This window comes from Demequina capsici (assembly GCF_032102965.1).
Classification (GTDB): Bacteria; Actinomycetota; Actinomycetes; order Actinomycetales; family Demequinaceae; genus Demequina; species Demequina capsici.
Genome location: NZ_CP134880.1, coordinates 2,746,505 through 2,761,351, shown reverse-complemented (window position 1 = coordinate 2,761,351; position 14,847 = coordinate 2,746,505). Strand labels below are relative to the sequence as shown.

Annotated in this window: 16 protein-coding genes; 6 read left to right on the top strand and 10 right to left on the bottom strand. The window is 70.8% G+C overall.

Annotation, left to right across the window (positions count from 1 at the left end):
• Window positions 1-7 precede the first annotated feature (7 nt).
• Together RN607_RS13150 and RN607_RS13145 are read right to left on the bottom strand one after the other, a co-directional pair.
• Window positions 8-1,273: a sensor histidine kinase gene (locus RN607_RS13150; RefSeq protein WP_313543079.1), complete on the bottom strand. Its 1,266-nt coding sequence runs from the start codon at window positions 1,271-1,273 to the stop codon at window positions 8-10.
• Window positions 1,274-1,388: 115 nt separating this feature from the next.
• Window positions 1,389-2,336, bottom strand: coding sequence for an NAD-dependent epimerase/dehydratase family protein (locus RN607_RS13145; protein ID WP_313543077.1), 948 nt, complete (start codon window positions 2,334-2,336; stop codon window positions 1,389-1,391).
• Window positions 2,337-2,526: 190 nt separating this feature from the next.
• On the opposite strand from RN607_RS13145, the gene RN607_RS13140 reads away from it, so the two are divergent.
• The 3 genes from RN607_RS13140 to RN607_RS13130 all read left to right on the top strand — a co-directional run bounded on the left by RN607_RS13140 (window position 2,527) and on the right by RN607_RS13130 (window position 4,066).
• Entirely contained in the window at window positions 2,527-2,955 is a 429-nt protein-coding gene (locus RN607_RS13140; RefSeq protein ID WP_313497898.1) for a cupin domain-containing protein, read from the top strand.
• A gap of 85 nt (window positions 2,956-3,040) precedes the next feature.
• Window positions 3,041-3,472 (top strand): excisionase family DNA-binding protein, encoded by a 432-nt coding sequence (locus RN607_RS13135; protein ID WP_313543075.1) that lies wholly within the window; start codon window positions 3,041-3,043, stop codon window positions 3,470-3,472.
• Window positions 3,473-3,496: 24 nt separating this feature from the next.
• Window positions 3,497-4,066: a PIN domain-containing protein gene (locus RN607_RS13130; RefSeq protein ID WP_313543073.1), complete on the top strand. Its 570-nt coding sequence runs from the start codon at window positions 3,497-3,499 to the stop codon at window positions 4,064-4,066.
• A gap of 1 nt (window position 4,067) precedes the next feature.
• On the opposite strand, the gene proC is transcribed toward RN607_RS13130, so the two are convergent.
• The 5 genes from proC to RN607_RS13105 all read right to left on the bottom strand — a co-directional run bounded on the left by proC (window position 4,068) and on the right by RN607_RS13105 (window position 8,359).
• Window positions 4,068-4,901: a pyrroline-5-carboxylate reductase gene (gene proC / locus RN607_RS13125; protein WP_313543071.1), complete on the bottom strand. Its 834-nt coding sequence runs from the start codon at window positions 4,899-4,901 to the stop codon at window positions 4,068-4,070.
• An 84-nt stretch (window positions 4,902-4,985) separates the two neighbouring features.
• Window positions 4,986-5,735: an ABC transporter permease gene (locus RN607_RS13120; protein WP_313497891.1), complete on the bottom strand. Its 750-nt coding sequence runs from the start codon at window positions 5,733-5,735 to the stop codon at window positions 4,986-4,988.
• Window positions 5,732-6,451: an ABC transporter ATP-binding protein gene (locus RN607_RS13115; protein ID WP_313497889.1), complete on the bottom strand. Its 720-nt coding sequence runs from the start codon at window positions 6,449-6,451 to the stop codon at window positions 5,732-5,734. Before RN607_RS13115 ends, RN607_RS13120 begins: the two co-directional genes overlap by 4 nt.
• Window positions 6,452-6,479: 28 nt before the next feature.
• On the bottom strand, window positions 6,480-7,085 hold the full coding sequence (locus RN607_RS13110) for a TetR/AcrR family transcriptional regulator (protein ID WP_313543068.1): 606 nt from the start codon (window positions 7,083-7,085) through the stop codon (window positions 6,480-6,482).
• A complete protein-coding gene (locus tag RN607_RS13105; RefSeq protein ID WP_313543067.1) occupies window positions 7,082-8,359 on the bottom strand; it encodes a hypothetical protein in 1,278 nt (425 codons plus the stop codon). The genes RN607_RS13110 and RN607_RS13105 overlap by 4 nt, the downstream gene beginning before the upstream one ends.
• A gap of 109 nt (window positions 8,360-8,468) precedes the next feature.
• Between RN607_RS13105 and radA the strand changes: the two genes are divergently transcribed.
• Entirely contained in the window at window positions 8,469-9,866 is a 1,398-nt protein-coding gene (gene radA, locus RN607_RS13100; RefSeq protein WP_313543065.1) for a DNA repair protein RadA, read from the top strand.
• On the opposite strand, the gene RN607_RS13095 is transcribed toward radA, so the two are convergent.
• Window positions 9,863-10,462, bottom strand: coding sequence for a hypothetical protein (locus tag RN607_RS13095; RefSeq protein WP_313543063.1), 600 nt, complete (start codon window positions 10,460-10,462; stop codon window positions 9,863-9,865). The genes radA and RN607_RS13095 overlap by 4 nt on opposite strands.
• 59 nt (window positions 10,463-10,521) lie before the next feature.
• Here RN607_RS13095 and RN607_RS13090 point away from each other — a divergent pair, with 59 nt between their 5' ends.
• Entirely contained in the window at window positions 10,522-11,421 is a 900-nt protein-coding gene (locus RN607_RS13090) for an iron-sulfur binding domain-containing protein (protein WP_313543061.1), read from the top strand.
• Between the two features lie 25 nt (window positions 11,422-11,446).
• On the opposite strand, the gene RN607_RS13085 is transcribed toward RN607_RS13090, so the two are convergent.
• A complete protein-coding gene (locus RN607_RS13085) occupies window positions 11,447-12,463 on the bottom strand; it encodes an aldo/keto reductase (protein ID WP_313543059.1) in 1,017 nt (338 codons plus the stop codon).
• 25 nt (window positions 12,464-12,488) lie between these two features.
• Window positions 12,489-13,613 (bottom strand): hypothetical protein, encoded by a 1,125-nt coding sequence (locus RN607_RS13080; RefSeq protein ID WP_313543057.1) that lies wholly within the window; start codon window positions 13,611-13,613, stop codon window positions 12,489-12,491.
• A gap of 295 nt (window positions 13,614-13,908) precedes the next feature.
• On the opposite strand from RN607_RS13080, the gene RN607_RS13075 reads away from it, so the two are divergent.
• On the top strand, window positions 13,909-14,844 hold the full coding sequence (locus RN607_RS13075) for an endonuclease domain-containing protein (RefSeq protein WP_313543055.1): 936 nt from the start codon (window positions 13,909-13,911) through the stop codon (window positions 14,842-14,844).
• Window positions 14,845-14,847 lie beyond the last annotated feature (3 nt).

The window sequence follows — 14,847 nt, the reverse complement described above, 5'->3', positions numbered from 1 at the left end:
GCGGCCCCTATCCGACCGGCAGCGTGGCGGTGACGACGGTCCCCCCGCCGTCCGCGTCGGTCACGGTGAGCGTACCGCCGGCGCCCGCGAGGCGGTCCTCCAGGCCTGCAAGGCCGTGGCCCTTCGCGACGCTCGCCCCACCCCGGCCGTCATCCTGCACGGTCACGCGCAGGGTGCCCAGCGAGTCGGAGATGTCGACGGCGGCGGCCCGCGCTCCCGCGTGCTTCGCCACGTTCGCCAACGCTTCTGAGACCACGAAGTACGCGGCCGTCTCCGTGGCGACCCCCAGCGGTGCGGCCGCCGTGACGGAGACCGTCACCGGCACGGGGCATCGCTCCGCGAGCGACCTCACTGCCGCAGCGAGGCCCCTTTCCGCGAGCAGCGGCGGAGCGAAGCCCCTGGTCAGCGCGCGGATCTCCGCGAGGGTCTCCTGGCTCTGCTCGCGCACCGCCGCCAGCAGCTCGCGGGCGCGCTCCGGGTCCGCGTCAAGGGCCCTCTCGGCGGCAGCCGCATCCATCTGGAGCCGCACCAGCCGCTGCTGCGGCCCGTCGTGCAGGTCGCGTTCGATCCGTCGCAGCGACGTGCTCTCGGCGGAGGCGGCCGCGCCCCGCTGCGATTCGAGCCGCTCCACCTCCGCACGCAGCCGCGCCTCGTCCGACGTGCCGAGGAGCCCCCGGCCGAGCCACCAGTGCGCGAGCGCCAGGCCTCGCGCCACCCACGGCAGCGTGGCGAGCGCGATCACGCCCAGCGCGACGTGCGCCACCGTGGTGTTGATCCAGTACAGGAAGCCCTCGGTGGGGTGCACACCCTCCGGCGGAAGGAACGGCTCCCAGATCCAGGCGGACACGCCGCCGAGCGCCATCGCCACCCAGCTGACGGTGACGCTCCACGTGAAGGTGGCCAGCGGCAGCGCGACCACGGCGTGCACCAGGTCCTTCCACAGCTGCGGGACGGCGAACACGTGCAGCAGGCGGCGCATGCCGGAGCTTCCGGCGGGTGCGACGGTGTAGACGCCCTCGATCCGCTCGGGCCGCACCAGGCGCAGACGCACGCGCTCGAACGCGGCGAATCCACGCATCGTCCACAGCGTCGCGACTCCCAGCGGCACGCCCACCCAGATGATGACGAGGCTCGCGCTCGTCGTCGCGAGCGTGACCGCGACGACGAACGACGCCGTCGCGATCGGGAACGCGGTCAGCAGGTAGGCGACGTCCTTGCCGGTCTGCACGGCGCGCTGCACGATCCACGGCCGCTGAGGGGTCTCGTTATCCATGGCTCCATTCCACCGGGTGGACGCCGTGCTCGCCATGAGGTGCGCCCCCGATCCGCACGGGGGATAACCCCCGGATCGTCGGCCTGGCGGCGCGCGGGCGCGGGCGTCCTGTGCATCAACGGGTGGAGGCGATCACCGGATCGGGCCGCACTCCTCGTACCGTCTCCCTGATGGCATCGGCAAGAGGCGTGGCCGTCCACCCGAAGCGCTGCTCGAACTCGTGCGCGTCCACCAGGTACGGCGCCTCGAACTCGTAGAGCATCTCGAGGCTCTCCCGAACCCGGGACGAGAAGAGGCTGGCGACCCGCATCGGGAGCCCGCGGAGGGAGAGCACCTTCGGCTGTCCCGTCCTGCCTGCCGTGCGCCACACCCTGGTGCAGAGCTCGGCCTGGGTCATGGGAGTCAGCGCGGGGAGCACCCATGCGCGTCCCCAGGCGTCGTCGGAGGTGCCGATGTCCGCCATCGCGCGCGCCACGTCGGGCACGTAGGCGAAGGCGTGAAGCCTGTCCATGCGGCCGATGACGGCCATCCGTCGGCCTTCGAACGCCGGCTCGACGAGCAGCTCCCGGGTGAGCGCGTAGTCGGAACCCAGATAGTGGGAGGGTCGGGTGAGGGCCACCTCCACCTGCCCCGAGCGATGCGCGGCGAGCGCCTCGGCCGCCATCTCCTTGCGCAGCGAGCCCTTCGTGCTGGCGGGCACCTCAGGGGAACGGTCGCTGATCGGGCCGTCGGGCCGCCCGAAGCAGTACAGGTTGTCGGCCAGCACCAGACGGGTGCCCGTGCGCGCTGCCGCGTCGAGGATCGCCTCCTGCAACGGCGGGAACTCCTCGCGCCAGCGGTGGTAGGGCGGCTGCGTCAGCTGATACGCCACGTCGGCGTCCTTCAGCGCTGCCGTCAGGAACTCCGGGTCGCGGACGTCGCCCACCCGCTGCTCGGCCTCGGGCGGCAAGCCCGCGCGCGAGCCCGAGCGGTTGATCGAGACGACGCGGTGGCCTCGTGACGCGAGCTCCCTGGCCAAGGGCGCGCCGATGGACCCGGTGCCCAGGACGACATGAGTGGCCACAGTTCTCCCCCCGTGGAGCGGCTGATGATGACGGGCCCCGCGCCGGGCCGCGCGCCGTCGTCCAGATTTGTCCGATTCGGCGTCCAAGTCAAGCGCCTGCGCCCGACTGTCAGTTGCGGGCAGGCGCGGCGCGTCTGGGGACGCCGCGGCGCCGGGTCAGGACGGCCCGACGGCGTGCGAGACTGCTGGCATGAGCGACTACCAGGTGACTGAGCTCGGTGCCCTCGACGACTGGCGGGCCCACTACGGCGGCTTCGTGCCGGACCGTTCGCGCGAGGGCAGGCGCGTCGTGGACCACGAGCTGCCTATGCAGTTCATCGGCATGACCGCGAACGCCCTGGTCCCGGGCGAGCAGGCCGGCTACTGGCACACCCACGCGTCCGACGAGGAGCTGTACGTGTTCCTGGCGGGGGAGGGGCAGATGGGTCTGGATGACGACGTGGTCGACGTCCGTGCGGGTTCCTGCATCAGGGTGGGTCAGGGCGTGTGGCGCACGTGGCGCTGCCTGCCCGACAGTCCCACCGAGCTGCGGTGGCTGTGCATCCGCGCCGACGGCGGCGCGCTCCCGCACCTCCCCGACGATGCGACGCGAGACGAGTCCCGCCCGTCGCCGTGGTGATCGCTCGCAGTTCAGGGATCCACAGAGTTGCACTTACATGTGAAACGTGGTTACGCTTGCATCTGCAATAGAGAAGGTGACAGTGATGACGATGACACTGCGCGCGGCAGATGGCCGCGCTGAGATTGCGGTGACAGACGACGAGAGCAAGGCAGCCGCGCTTGCTCTGAAGAATTTTCCGACCGAGGCAGCGGCCGAAGGTCTGGTGGAGATCAGCGTTCCTCGCGAGCTGGTGGATCTGGTGCACATGGTGCTTCATGCGGCTTCTCGTGGCGAGCAGCTCACTATCGGCAGCATGCCTGACGAGCTCTCGACCTCGGTTGCGGCTGACCAGCTGGGGATCTCTCGCCCGACGCTGATGAAGTTGATCGAGAACGGTGAGCTTGACGCGCACAAGGTGGGGACGCATACCCGCATCAAGACCGAGGATGTCCGAGTCTTTCGCCGCGCACGTCTTGAGCGTCAGAGGCGGGCCTTCGATGAACTTCGTGAGCTCGAAGAGGGTCTTGGCTCGTAGATGGGGCTCCGCTAGGGTTCACGCGTGGGGGTGCGGGTATTCGTCGACGCGAATGTCCTCTTCTCGCGCATTCTGAGAGACTGGCTGTTCCTGCTCAAGATTGAGTCGGGCGGCGTGATGTTCACCATCGGCTCAAGCGAGGATGTCATCGCTGAGACCATCGCCCGTTACCGCGATCAGCATCCAGCCGCACCTGGCGCGCGGATCGCAGCGATACGTGAGCGCATCGTTGCTCACCTCGATGAAGTTGTCTCCGAGTACGACGTCCAGGACTGGATGCTCGAAGACGACCCGGGTGATGGACATGTGCGCGCTGCGGTCTGCGACGGTGGGTTCGACATGCTGGTCGCATGCGACAAGAAGTTGCTCTGCGAACGGGAGAAGAGGGCGCTGCCCTATGAGCCGATTCACCCGGACCAGTTCTTCGTGCTCGTCGATGACTCGGCTCCGGCGGCTGTGCGGCGTGTGACTTCGGAGCAGGCCGCCTACTTCGTCAAGAAGAGCGGAGAGGTCGACCTCCCTCAGGCCCTCCGGGATGCGAACTGCCCCGAGTTCGCAGAACGCATCGCCGAGCATCTCCGCGCGATGATGTGACTCAGCCCCTCTGCAGCTCCTCGCCCAGCTCCTTGGAGCGTGCGACGGCGGCGTTCGCTCCGGCCGAGATCACGTCCTGCAGGCCTGCCGCGCCCATCGCCGCGAGGGCCGCGAGCGTGGTGCCGCCCTTGGAGCTGACCTTGGCGCGCAGCTCGGCAGGGGACTCCCCGGATTGCTCGAGCAGCGCGCCTGCGCCGATCAGGGTCTGAGCGGCGAGCGCCTCCGCCAGCTCACGGTCCAGGCCGTTCGCCATCCCCGCTGCCGCCATCGCCTCGGCGACGGCATAGAAGAACGCAGGCCCTGACCCGGACACGACGGACACGCCCGGGATCTGCTCCTCGTCGACGCGAACCACGAGGCCGGTGCCGGCAAGGATCCGCTCGGCGAGCGCCAGGTGCTCCTCGGTGGCGTACGCGCCCGCGGAGATGGACGTGGCGCCCTTGCCCAGCCGTGCAGGCGTGTTCGGCATCGAGCGCACCACGGCCGTGCCGTCGGTCAGCAGGTCCTCGTAGAACGACGATGGCAGCGCCGCTGCGACCGTCAGCACCAGCGCAGCGGGGGAGACCGCGTCGGCGATCTGGGCGAGCAGCGCCCGCATGTCCTGCGGCTTGACCGAGGTGACCACCACGTCCGCCCCGACCACCGCGTCGGCCGCCGACGTGGTGGTCTCCACGCCGAACTGCGCTGCCACGGGTGCCAGCCGTTCCTCGCTGCGACCGGCGGCCACGATCTGCTCGGCGGGCCACCCCGCTCCTCGCATCGCACCGATGACGGTGGTGCCGATAGTGCCTCCGCCGCCCAGGACGGCCACGCGGGGGAATGTCGTCTCGCTCATGCGGTCCAGGCTAGCGGGCGGGTACGACGACGCCCGCCCCGCCGGGTGGTGGGACGGGCGTCGGGCGGTGCGTGGGTGACGACGTCAGGCGGTGCGGCGGCGCAGCGTCGTGACGCCCAGGATCAGCGAGCCTGCGATGAAGCCCAGCAGGATCAGCACCTCGGGCCAGATCGCGGAGGCATCGTTCGCGAGGATGTCGTTGATCGCGTCGATGGCGTAGCTCAGCGGCAGCACCGTCGAGATCCAGTACAGGACGGTCGGCATGTCCTCACGGGCCATGAACAGGCCGGCGATCAGCAGCTGAGGCAGCAGCACCACAGGCATCATCTGGACGGCTTGGAACTCGGTACGTGCCAGGGACGATGCGGCCAGGCCGAGCGCGGTGCCCAGCAGTGCGTCGAGCACGATGATGAGCACGAGCGCCCACACGGGCCCGGCCACGTCCAGGCTCAGCACGTAGACCGAGTACAGCACCAGCAGCGTGCCCTGCACCACGGCGACCAGGCCGAACGCCAAGGCGTAGCCCAGCACCACGTCGCCCCTGCGCATCGGCGACGCCATGAGGCGCTCCATCGTGCCGGAGGTGCGCTCCCTGAGCGTGGCGACGGAGGTGATGATGAACATCAGCAGCATGGGGAACAGGCCCATGAGCCGGGCGCCCAGCGGGTCGAACATGGGTGCCTGCGTCGTGGGGTCGATCGTGTCGCCGAACAGCCACCACAACAGGGTGAGCAGCACCAGCGGCAGCACCAGCATCATCGCGATGGTGCGCTTGTCCGCGCGCAGCTGGAGCAGCACGCGCTTGGCGGTGGCGACGGTCAGCCGGGCGTTCATGCCGCCTCCTTCCGACGTGCGAGGACCAGGAAGGCTGACTCGGCGTCGGCGGTGCCCGTTTCGGCCGTGATCTCGTCGAGGGTGCCGTCGGCGAGGATGCGGCCCTCGCGGAGGAACAGCAGGCGGTCGCAGCGGGTGGCCTCATCCATGACGTGGCTGGACACCAGCAGCGTGGTGCCGCCTTCGGCGAACCGACGGAAGAGCTTCCACAGGTCGTCCCGCAAGGCGGGGTCCAGGCCGACCGTCGGTTCGTCGAGCACGAGCAGCTCGGGCCTGCCGAGGATCGCGGCGGCGAGCGAGACGCGGGAGAGCTGGCCGCCCGAGAGGGTGCTCACCACCTGGTCGGCCTGCTCGTCCAGGCCCACGCTGGAGATGGTGTGCGTGACGTTGTCGGCGTCGGCTCCCACGAGCGCGCCGAAGTAGCTGAGGTTCTGGCGCACGGTGAGGTCGCCGTACACGGACGGCGCCTGGGTCACGTAGCCGACCCGGCTGCGCAGAGGCGGGGTGCCTGCGTCGAGGCCGAAGATCTTGATCTCGCCGCCGGCGACGATCTGGGCGCCCACGATCGAGCGCATGAGCGTGGACTTGCCGCCGCCCGACGGGCCGAGCAGTCCGACGACGGCGCCGCGAGGCACTGTCAGCGACAGGTCGTGGAGCACCTCTTTGTGTCCGCGCACGACCCTGAGGCCGTGGATCTCGATCGCATTTTTCTCCATGTGAGGAATTGTGGCCTTTCCTGACCGATCACGCAAGCGGTCCGAGGTCCTCCGTCAGATACCGCTGGAGAGTCGGACCGTACAGCGCCACGAGCCGCTCCCGTGACGACTCCTCCAGTGTGGCGAAACCCAGGACGTGGCGCGCGACGGCGAGCCCAAGCATCTGCGACGCGATCAGCGACGCCCGCAGCCGCGCGTCCTCCTCCTCGTAGTCGTGGGCCAGCAGCACCTGCATCAGCACGTCGTCGAACATCACGCCGCGCATCGCCGTCGCCACCTCGTCGAACGCGATCGCTGTGCGCAGCACCGTGCGCAGTCGCACGCCATCCACCGGGTCGTCCCACAGCCGCAGGAACTGGTCCGTGATGGCAGCCCCGAGCCCCTCCACCGGGGTCGCCATCAGCGCCGCGAGCCGGGGATCGTCACGTTCCGCCGGTCGGAGCGAGGACACGAACAGCTCGACCTTGGAGCCGAACCAGTGGCGCACCAGCGCGGGATCCACGTGCGCCGCACGCGCGACCGCACGCATCGAGGCGGAGTAGCCGTCGCGGATGAAGACGTTCGCCGCCGCTGCCAGGATCTCCGCCCTCGTGTCGGAGCCTGCGCCGCGAGGGCCGCGCGGCGCAGGGGTCACAGCCCGAACCGCGTGAAGAACGCCTGCACCTTCTCGTCGACCCCGGAGGCGACGAACACCGCTGTGCCATGCCGCCACACGATCGTCGTGGCGTCGGTCCCCGACAGGACGGCGCGCTCTCCGACCTCGGCGCCCATGGAGTCCGTCACCGGCTCCACATCGGATGCGCCCGCCGCAAGCGCCGTGTAGGCCGCCAGCGCCTCGTCCTCGGTGTAGTGCTGGATCGCGCGGAGCGTCACCACATCCGTGCCGTCGGTGTACTGCAGGTCGTACACCTCGGCCGCGCGCTCCGGAACCGACGGATCCAGCGGATCCACCGTGGTGACGCCCGTGAGCGCCATCGCGCCGACCGTGAGCGGCATGGCGGCGAGGAAGTCGCTCGGATCCGTCAACGTCGTCGGCTCCACGATGGAGCCCGCCGGGCCTGTCACATGGGTCTCCGGAGGCACGACGACGGTCCCGGGCGACAACATCGCCGCCACCGCGAACCCGACGCCCGTCCACACGGCCGCACCGATCAGCACCAGGACGATGGCCCACGCCTTCGATGCGCGGGGCCGATCCTGCGCCGGAGCGCCGTCGTCCGGTGCCAGCCCCGAGCCGTCGTCATCGGCCTCTGCGACGGGGAGCACGTCGGTCTCGGTGGTGACAGCAGCGCCGTCCTCCGGACCGTCCAGCTCGCGTGCGTCCTCGTCCATGTCACGGCCCTCCTCATCCAGCATCTCCGCGATCGCCGCCGACATCGGGAGCGCGGCGTCGTCCTCCGCGCCGACGGGGGCCGCACCGACGGGGGCGAACACCGTTCGGGGCTCGAACCGCGGCGTGAAAGGAGCGGCCGCCTCCTCCGAGAAGCGCGAGGCACGGGAAGGCACGGACCCGCTGGACCCGTGCGCGAGCGCCGCGGGAGCCGCAGGCACCCCGCCCATCGGCGTCGGCGCGCCGGAGGCCGACAACGACGCGTTCGCGATGGCGGTCGCTCCGAGCAGCCGCACGTCATCCACGGCGTCCGCCGTGCCAGGGCCGTCGTAAGGGGAGAGCCGACGCTCCTGAGGCGGGACGACCGGCACGCCGTCGGTGGTCGGCATGATCTCGTCGCTGTCGGGCGGCGTCACCGCCTCGACGATCTCGCCCTCGTCCCCCTCGATCGGCACGGGAACCGACCCGCGCGCCGGCGCGGGCACGGACGGCCTGCTCGGCGCGGTCTCGCCGCGCGCGCCACCTGCCGACGCCTCCTCAGGCATCGACGACGAGGCACCCCACCTGGTGTCCGGCATGGCCCCAGCCTAGGGGCATCGCCCCGACCGCGGCCTGGAACGCGCGGCGTACGATCCTCGCGGAGGGGCGGACGACCGGTTGTCACACGCCACGGCTACCGTGTGCACCATGGCCACCACCCGTCGAACCGCTCCTGGCTACCGCTGCACCGAGTGCGGGTGGTCCGCCGTGAAATGGGTCGGGCGCTGCGGCGAGTGCCAGGCTTGGGGCACGGTCGTCGAGGCCGGAGCGTCCGCCGCCGGACCCGCCACCAAGGCCACCGCTCCCACGCGTCCGGCCACTCCCATCCCCGACGTGTCGGCCGAGTCGTCGCAGCGGCGCGCCACCGGAGTCGGGGAGTTCGATCGCGTGCTCGGCGGCGGACTCGTCCCGGGCGCCGTGATCCTGCTCGCCGGGGAGCCCGGCGTCGGCAAGTCCACCCTGCTCCTCGACGTCGCCGCGCGCGCCGCCCGCTCAGGAGACCGCGTGCTCTACGTCTCGGGCGAGGAGTCCGCCGGGCAGGTCAGGCTGCGTGCCGAGCGGATCGGCGCGCTCGAGCGCGGCGTGCTGCTGGCCGCCGAGACCGACCTTGGCGCCGTGCTGTCGCACATCGACTCGGCGCAGCCCCAGCTCCTGATGGTCGACTCGATCCAGACCCTCGCCTCCGCTGAGATCGACGGCACCGCCGGCGGAGTCGGCCAGGTGCGCGAGGTCGCGCAGTCGCTCATCCAGGCCGCCAAGACCCGCGGGATCCCCACCGTGCTCGTCGGCCACGTCACCAAGGACGGCTCCGTCGCCGGGCCCCGGCTCGTCGAGCACCTGGTGGACGTCGTCTGCCAGTTCGAAGGCGAGCAGCATTCCGCGCTGCGGCTTCTGCGCGCCATCAAGAACCGCTTCGGATCTGTCGACGAGGTCGGCTGCTTCCAGCTGGTCGACGACGGTATCGAATCGGTCACCGACCCCTCCGGCCTTTTCCTCTCGCACGATGGAGCCCACGTCCCGGGCACGTGCGCCACGATCACGCTCGACGGGAAGCGACCGCTTCCGGCTGAGATCCAGGCGCTCGTCGCGCCGTCCGCGCTCAGCAATCCGCGCCGCGCCACCTCAGGCATCGACGGTGCCCGGGTGTCGATGATCCTCGCCGTGCTGCACCGCAGGGCGGGGCTCGCGGTCGCCGCGGACGACGTCTACGTCTCGACCATCGGCGGCGCCAGGGTGACGGAGCCAGCGGCGGATGTGGCGCTCGCATTGGCGCTCGCGTCGGCTCGGCTCGACAGGCCGGTGCGGCAGCATATGGCCGCCGTCGGCGAGGTTGCACTGTCGGGCGCGGTGCGCCCAGTCAGCGCGTTGTCGCAGCGAATCGCGGAGGCCGGGCGGCTGGGCTTCAAGGACATCGTGGTGCCGGCGTCGGCAACGCACGTCTCCGCGCCTGCCGGAGTCCGCCTGCATCCGGTCAGCACGCTTGCGGAGGCGGTGCATGCGGCGCTGCCGGCGGAGGACCGGACGGCCGCACCGGCGCCTTTCTAGGCGGTGAGCTGGAACTGCGCCGCGTCGGCCTGGATCCCCTGCAGCGTCAACGTCGCCCAGTAGTACCCGGGATCCGTCGAATGGGTCGCCGTGCCGCACTCAGGCGCCGACCAGTTGCCATTCCATGTCACCTGAAATGTCTCCGTCGCGTCGTTCGCGAGCAGCAGGTCCCGGGCTGTGATCGGCGACTGGTCGGGGCAGTCGGCCGTCGTATAGATCTGAGTGTCACCCGACGTGATCAACAGGGTGCTGTCCTCACCGCCGATCGACAGGAGGCACGGCGAGCTGCTCGCGTGCGCCACCGAGACGTCGAAGACTGGCAAGGAGCCCACCGCCACCGACTGAGGGTTCGGTGTGACTGTGATCGTCACGTCGTCCACGCCGCACGCGCGGCTCGCATCCGCCGCGGCCGAGGTAGTGGCCTCCGGCGACTGGCTCGACTCGGCGACAGGCAGGTCGGTGCCATCCCCGCTCGGAGAGAAGATGAGGAACCAGGCGACCACCACGAGCAGGATCACGCCCAGGACCACCACCAGACGGCGACGCCAGTACACATTCGCGGACTGACGCCCCACGGGACGCCGCAGACCCTCCATGGCTCCTCCTTCCGCCTTCACCTCACCGTAGCCACGCACCGCGCTGGAACAATGGAGCCATGCCGACCACCCCGCAAGCGCATCGTGACCGTCGCATCGTGGAGCAGATCACCACGTGGTTCGCGCGTGAGGCAAGGGACCTGCCGTGGCGGCGGGCGGACTGCTCGCCGTGGGGCGTCCTCGTCAGCGAGGTCATGCTGCAGCAGACCCCCGTCGTGCGCGTCGAACCCGTGTGGCACGAGTGGATGCGGCGATGGCCCAGCCCCGCCGACCTCGCCGGCGCCGATCAGGCCGATGCTGTGCGTGCGTGGGGTCGGCTCGGCTACCCGCGCAGGGCCAAGCGCCTCTGGGAGTGCGCGCGGGCGCTCGTCGAGCATCACGGGGGAGAGGTGCCGTCCGACGAGGAGCGCCTGCTCGCGCTGCCGGGGATCGGCGCCTACACGGCAGCCGCGGTGGCGGCCTTCGCCTACGGCCAGCGCTCCGTCGTGCTCGACACGAACGTGCGCCGTGTGATCGGGCGCGCCTGGGAGGCGCGCGCGCTGCCGCCGCTGCACCAGACCGTCGGCGAGCGCGAACGCGCCGCAGCGCTCGTCCCTCACGACGCCACGGCGGCGGTGCGATGGGCAGCCGGGTCCATGGAGCTGGGCGCGCTCGTCTGCACCGCGAGGGCGCCACGATGCGACGAATGCCCGATCGCAGCGGACTGTGCCTGGCTCGCAGCCGGCGCACAAGGTCTCGACGCTGCGCCCCGGCGTGTGCAGCCGTGGCACGGCACGGATCGCCAGGTGCGAGGTCGCATCATGGCGCTGCTGCGCGCCGCCCACGCTCCCGTCACCGTCGGCGGGCACGCCTCGCTCGAGGACATCGAGCCCGGTCAGCTCGACTCCTGCCTCGACTCGCTCGTCGACGACGGGCTGGTGCGGCCAGTCGACGCGCAGCGGGGGACGTACGCGCTGTGACCCGGTCCGCGGTCGCGCGTCGTCCCTAGAGCCACTCCGTCCCGTGCACGGCATGCGGCTCGATCGCGGCGAGCTCGTCAGCGGTGAGCGGAGCGGCGTCCAATGCGGCGAGAGTGGCGTGCAGCTGCTCCACGGACGACGCCCCCACCAGCGCGGAGGTGACGCGGGGGTCGCGAAGCACCCAGGTGACGGCCATCTGGGCGAGCGTCTGGCCGCGGCCCACCGCGATCTCGTTCAGCGCCTGCGCGCGCTCCAGGTACAGGTCGGTGATGTTCTTCTCGGACAGGAACGCGGAGTGCGTGACCCGCGAGCCAGCGGGGATGCCGCCCAGGTAGCGGTCCGTCAGCAGGCCCTGCGCCAGAGGCGAGAAGACGATCGCGCCTGCGCCCACCTCGCCGAGCGCGTCGAGCAGGCCACCCTGCTCCACCCGGCGGTCGAACATGTTGTAGCGAGGCTGGTGGATCAGCAGCGGCGTCCCGAGCTCCCGCAGGATGCGGGCGGCCTCGCGGGTGCCTTGCGCGTCGTAGTTCGAGATGCCCGCGTACAGCGCCTTGCCGGACCGCACGGCCTGGTCGAGCGCCATCATCGACTCCTCGATGGGTGTGTCCGGGTCGGGGCGGTGGTGGTAGAAGACGTCCACGTAGTCGAGACCCATGCGCGCCAGCGACTGGTCCAGGCTGGCGAGCAAGTACTTCCGCGAGCCGAAGTCGCCGTACGGGCCGGGCCACATCGTGTAGCCGGCCTTGGTGCTCACGAGGATCTCGTCGCGGTAAGGCTTGAGGTCCTCGGCGACGATGCGGCCGAAGTTCGTCTCGGCGCTGCCCGGTGGCGGGCCGTAGTTGTTCGCCAGGTCGAAGTGGGTGACGCCTGCGTCGAACGCGGCGAGGACGATGTCCCGCATCGTCTCCTGCGGCTTGGTGTCGCCGAAGTTCTGCCAGAGCCCCAGGCTGACACCGGGCAGGCGCAGCCCTGAGCGTCCGCAGCGGCGGTAGGTCATGGTGTCGTAGCGGGCGGCGTCGGCCACATACGGATCGTGAGTCATGCCGCCAGCCTAGAACCCCGCTCGGTCAGTCGGTCTGCTCTGAGACCAGCGCGTCCAGGGTCGTGGCCGACGGCACGCATCGTCCATCCTGGAGCGTGCCCACCACCAGCCAGTCCCCGATGAAGAGCATCCGGCTGCACGATGGCACCGACACCAGCTGCTCTCGCGTGGCCCTGTCCCAGATCAGCAGGCTCCCCATCGTGTCCGGGGGCTGAACCGTGCGAGCGGCGACGATGCCCGGCCCCAGATACACGTCGCCGGCGACGTCGGGAATCGAGACAGCCTGGGTCTGTCCGTCGTTCTGCCACACCACCGTGCGCGAACCGCCTGTCGGTTGCCCCGCCACGTCGTCGCCGCACGAGGTCACGGGAACGAGGGAGTGGTGGCCTGCGGGCGTCGGGAGCACCTCGCTCCGGGTGCGCGATCCTCCGCCGACCGTGAACGACAGCGGTTGCAGCAAGTGGTCTGCGTCGAGCCCGTGCACGCCTACCGAGAAGTCGGCGCCGTATTCTCCGCAGGCATCGGGGAAGAAGCCCAGGTACACGCCGGTCCGCCACGTGGTGAACACTCCGGTCGTCGGGTCGATGATCCCCAGGAATGTGTCGTCGAGGCCCGACGTGTGGGGAACGCGGCCCACGGCGGTGAGCCCGCCGTCGACGAACCAGAGCGAGCCCCAGGTCACGTCCAGCGCGCCCGCGTCGCCAACGATCTCGCCGACCTTGGTCAGGCCGGCGTCGGTGCCCGTCCACAGGCCGTACGTGCGGCACTGGTGGACGCCCCTGCCCCACGAGGAGAACGCCACCGCGACCCTCTCGCCGTCCAGGGCACCTGAAGGTGAGACCTCGCACCCCGCGGGATCGTCCTGCGGGGCGAGCACCTCCGTGACCTCGCCGTCGGTGCTGAGCAGCGCGACTCCCGGAACCTCGCCTTCGTGATAGCCGTCATCGTCGGGCGCGCCCTCGTAGAAGGCGACAAGGAGCGTCCCGTCGGTGTCGAGCGCGAGTACATGGGTGTCCCGCCAGGCGCCGGGAAGCGGGCTGTTGTCGAACGCCTCCATGAGGTTTCCGAACGCCCAGGACGCGCCGATACCGAGCATCGCAGCGCCCGCGGCAACAGCCGCAGAGATCTTCAGTCGAGCCCCCCTCGCCATGCGCACAGACTAGCGTTGCGGCGCACATCGCCTAGGGTCCGCATGGACGACGCGCGGTTCCGCCGCAGCCGGTCTCGGAGCGCGCGGCCGGACGACACTCGGGCGGCAGGACGACACTCGGGCGGCGGCCTGCACGGGAGGCCTGCCTGGACCCCTCTGACTCCTCCGCGAGATGGCACGCGAGTGCACAGATCTCGGCGAATCCGTGTATCCACGTGCCATCTCGCGTCGCTCGACTTCCACCGCTCGGCCAACCGCCCCGCTTCGTTGCCGCGCCGCGCGTGACGATTCGCGGATGACCACCTCTGTGGAGCGGGACGCACGTCTGCGCGCGCTCCTCGCTCGGATGAACGCCCCCTTCGCGCGTGCCTTGGGCGGTGCCGAGCTGCGCGCTGCGATCGGTCGCCGCGGCCTCGAGTCCGCGATCAGGCACGGTGCGCTCGTGCGACTCCTTCCCGACACCTATGTGAGCGCGGCGATCGCGGAGAGCCACGCCGCCCGATGCGCTGCCGTGCTTCGGTGGGGTCGAGGCCACGTGCTCCTGACGGGGGCGTCGGTTCTCCATCTGTACGACCAACGGTTCGCGTGCCCCGAGAAGGTGCACTGCGTCGCCGCGTTGGAGCGCCGGTTCCGCATCCCGCCGTGGGTGGCCCTGCGGCGCCGTCGCCTGGGGGCGTGGAGCTCGTCGGTGAGGGGGCAATCATGCGTCCCGCTCGAGGAGGCGGTCGTGGATGCCTGGCGTGCCGCCGCCCCCGACCGTCGTATCGGCCTCGTCTACGAGGTGCTGTGGCGACGCGTCGTGACGGCGCGCGCTCTCGGACGGGTGGCGGCCTCCGCGCCGCGCGTTCCCGAGCGTCGCCGGCTCCTGGGGGTGGTCGAGGGGTTCATCGCTGGCGATACGTCGCCCGCCGAGGTGATGGCCCGGCACGAGGTGTTCACGGGCCCGGCCTGGCGATCTCTCGAGTGGCAGGTGGCGCTGATCGGCGCAGGTCGGAGGCGTGTCGCTGACGCTGTGCATCGCGGCGCCCGGGTGGTGGTGGAGTTCGACGGCGCGGCGTTCCATGACAGCCCCGAGGCGGTCCGGCGTGACCGCGAACGCGACGCCGAGCTCGCAGCGTCGGGGTGGATCACCGTGCGATTCGGCTATCGGGACCTGCGTGATCGCCCGCAGTGGTGTCGCGACGCTCTCGCGAGTGTCATCGCATCGCGCTGGTCGCGAGATGGCACGTGAGAG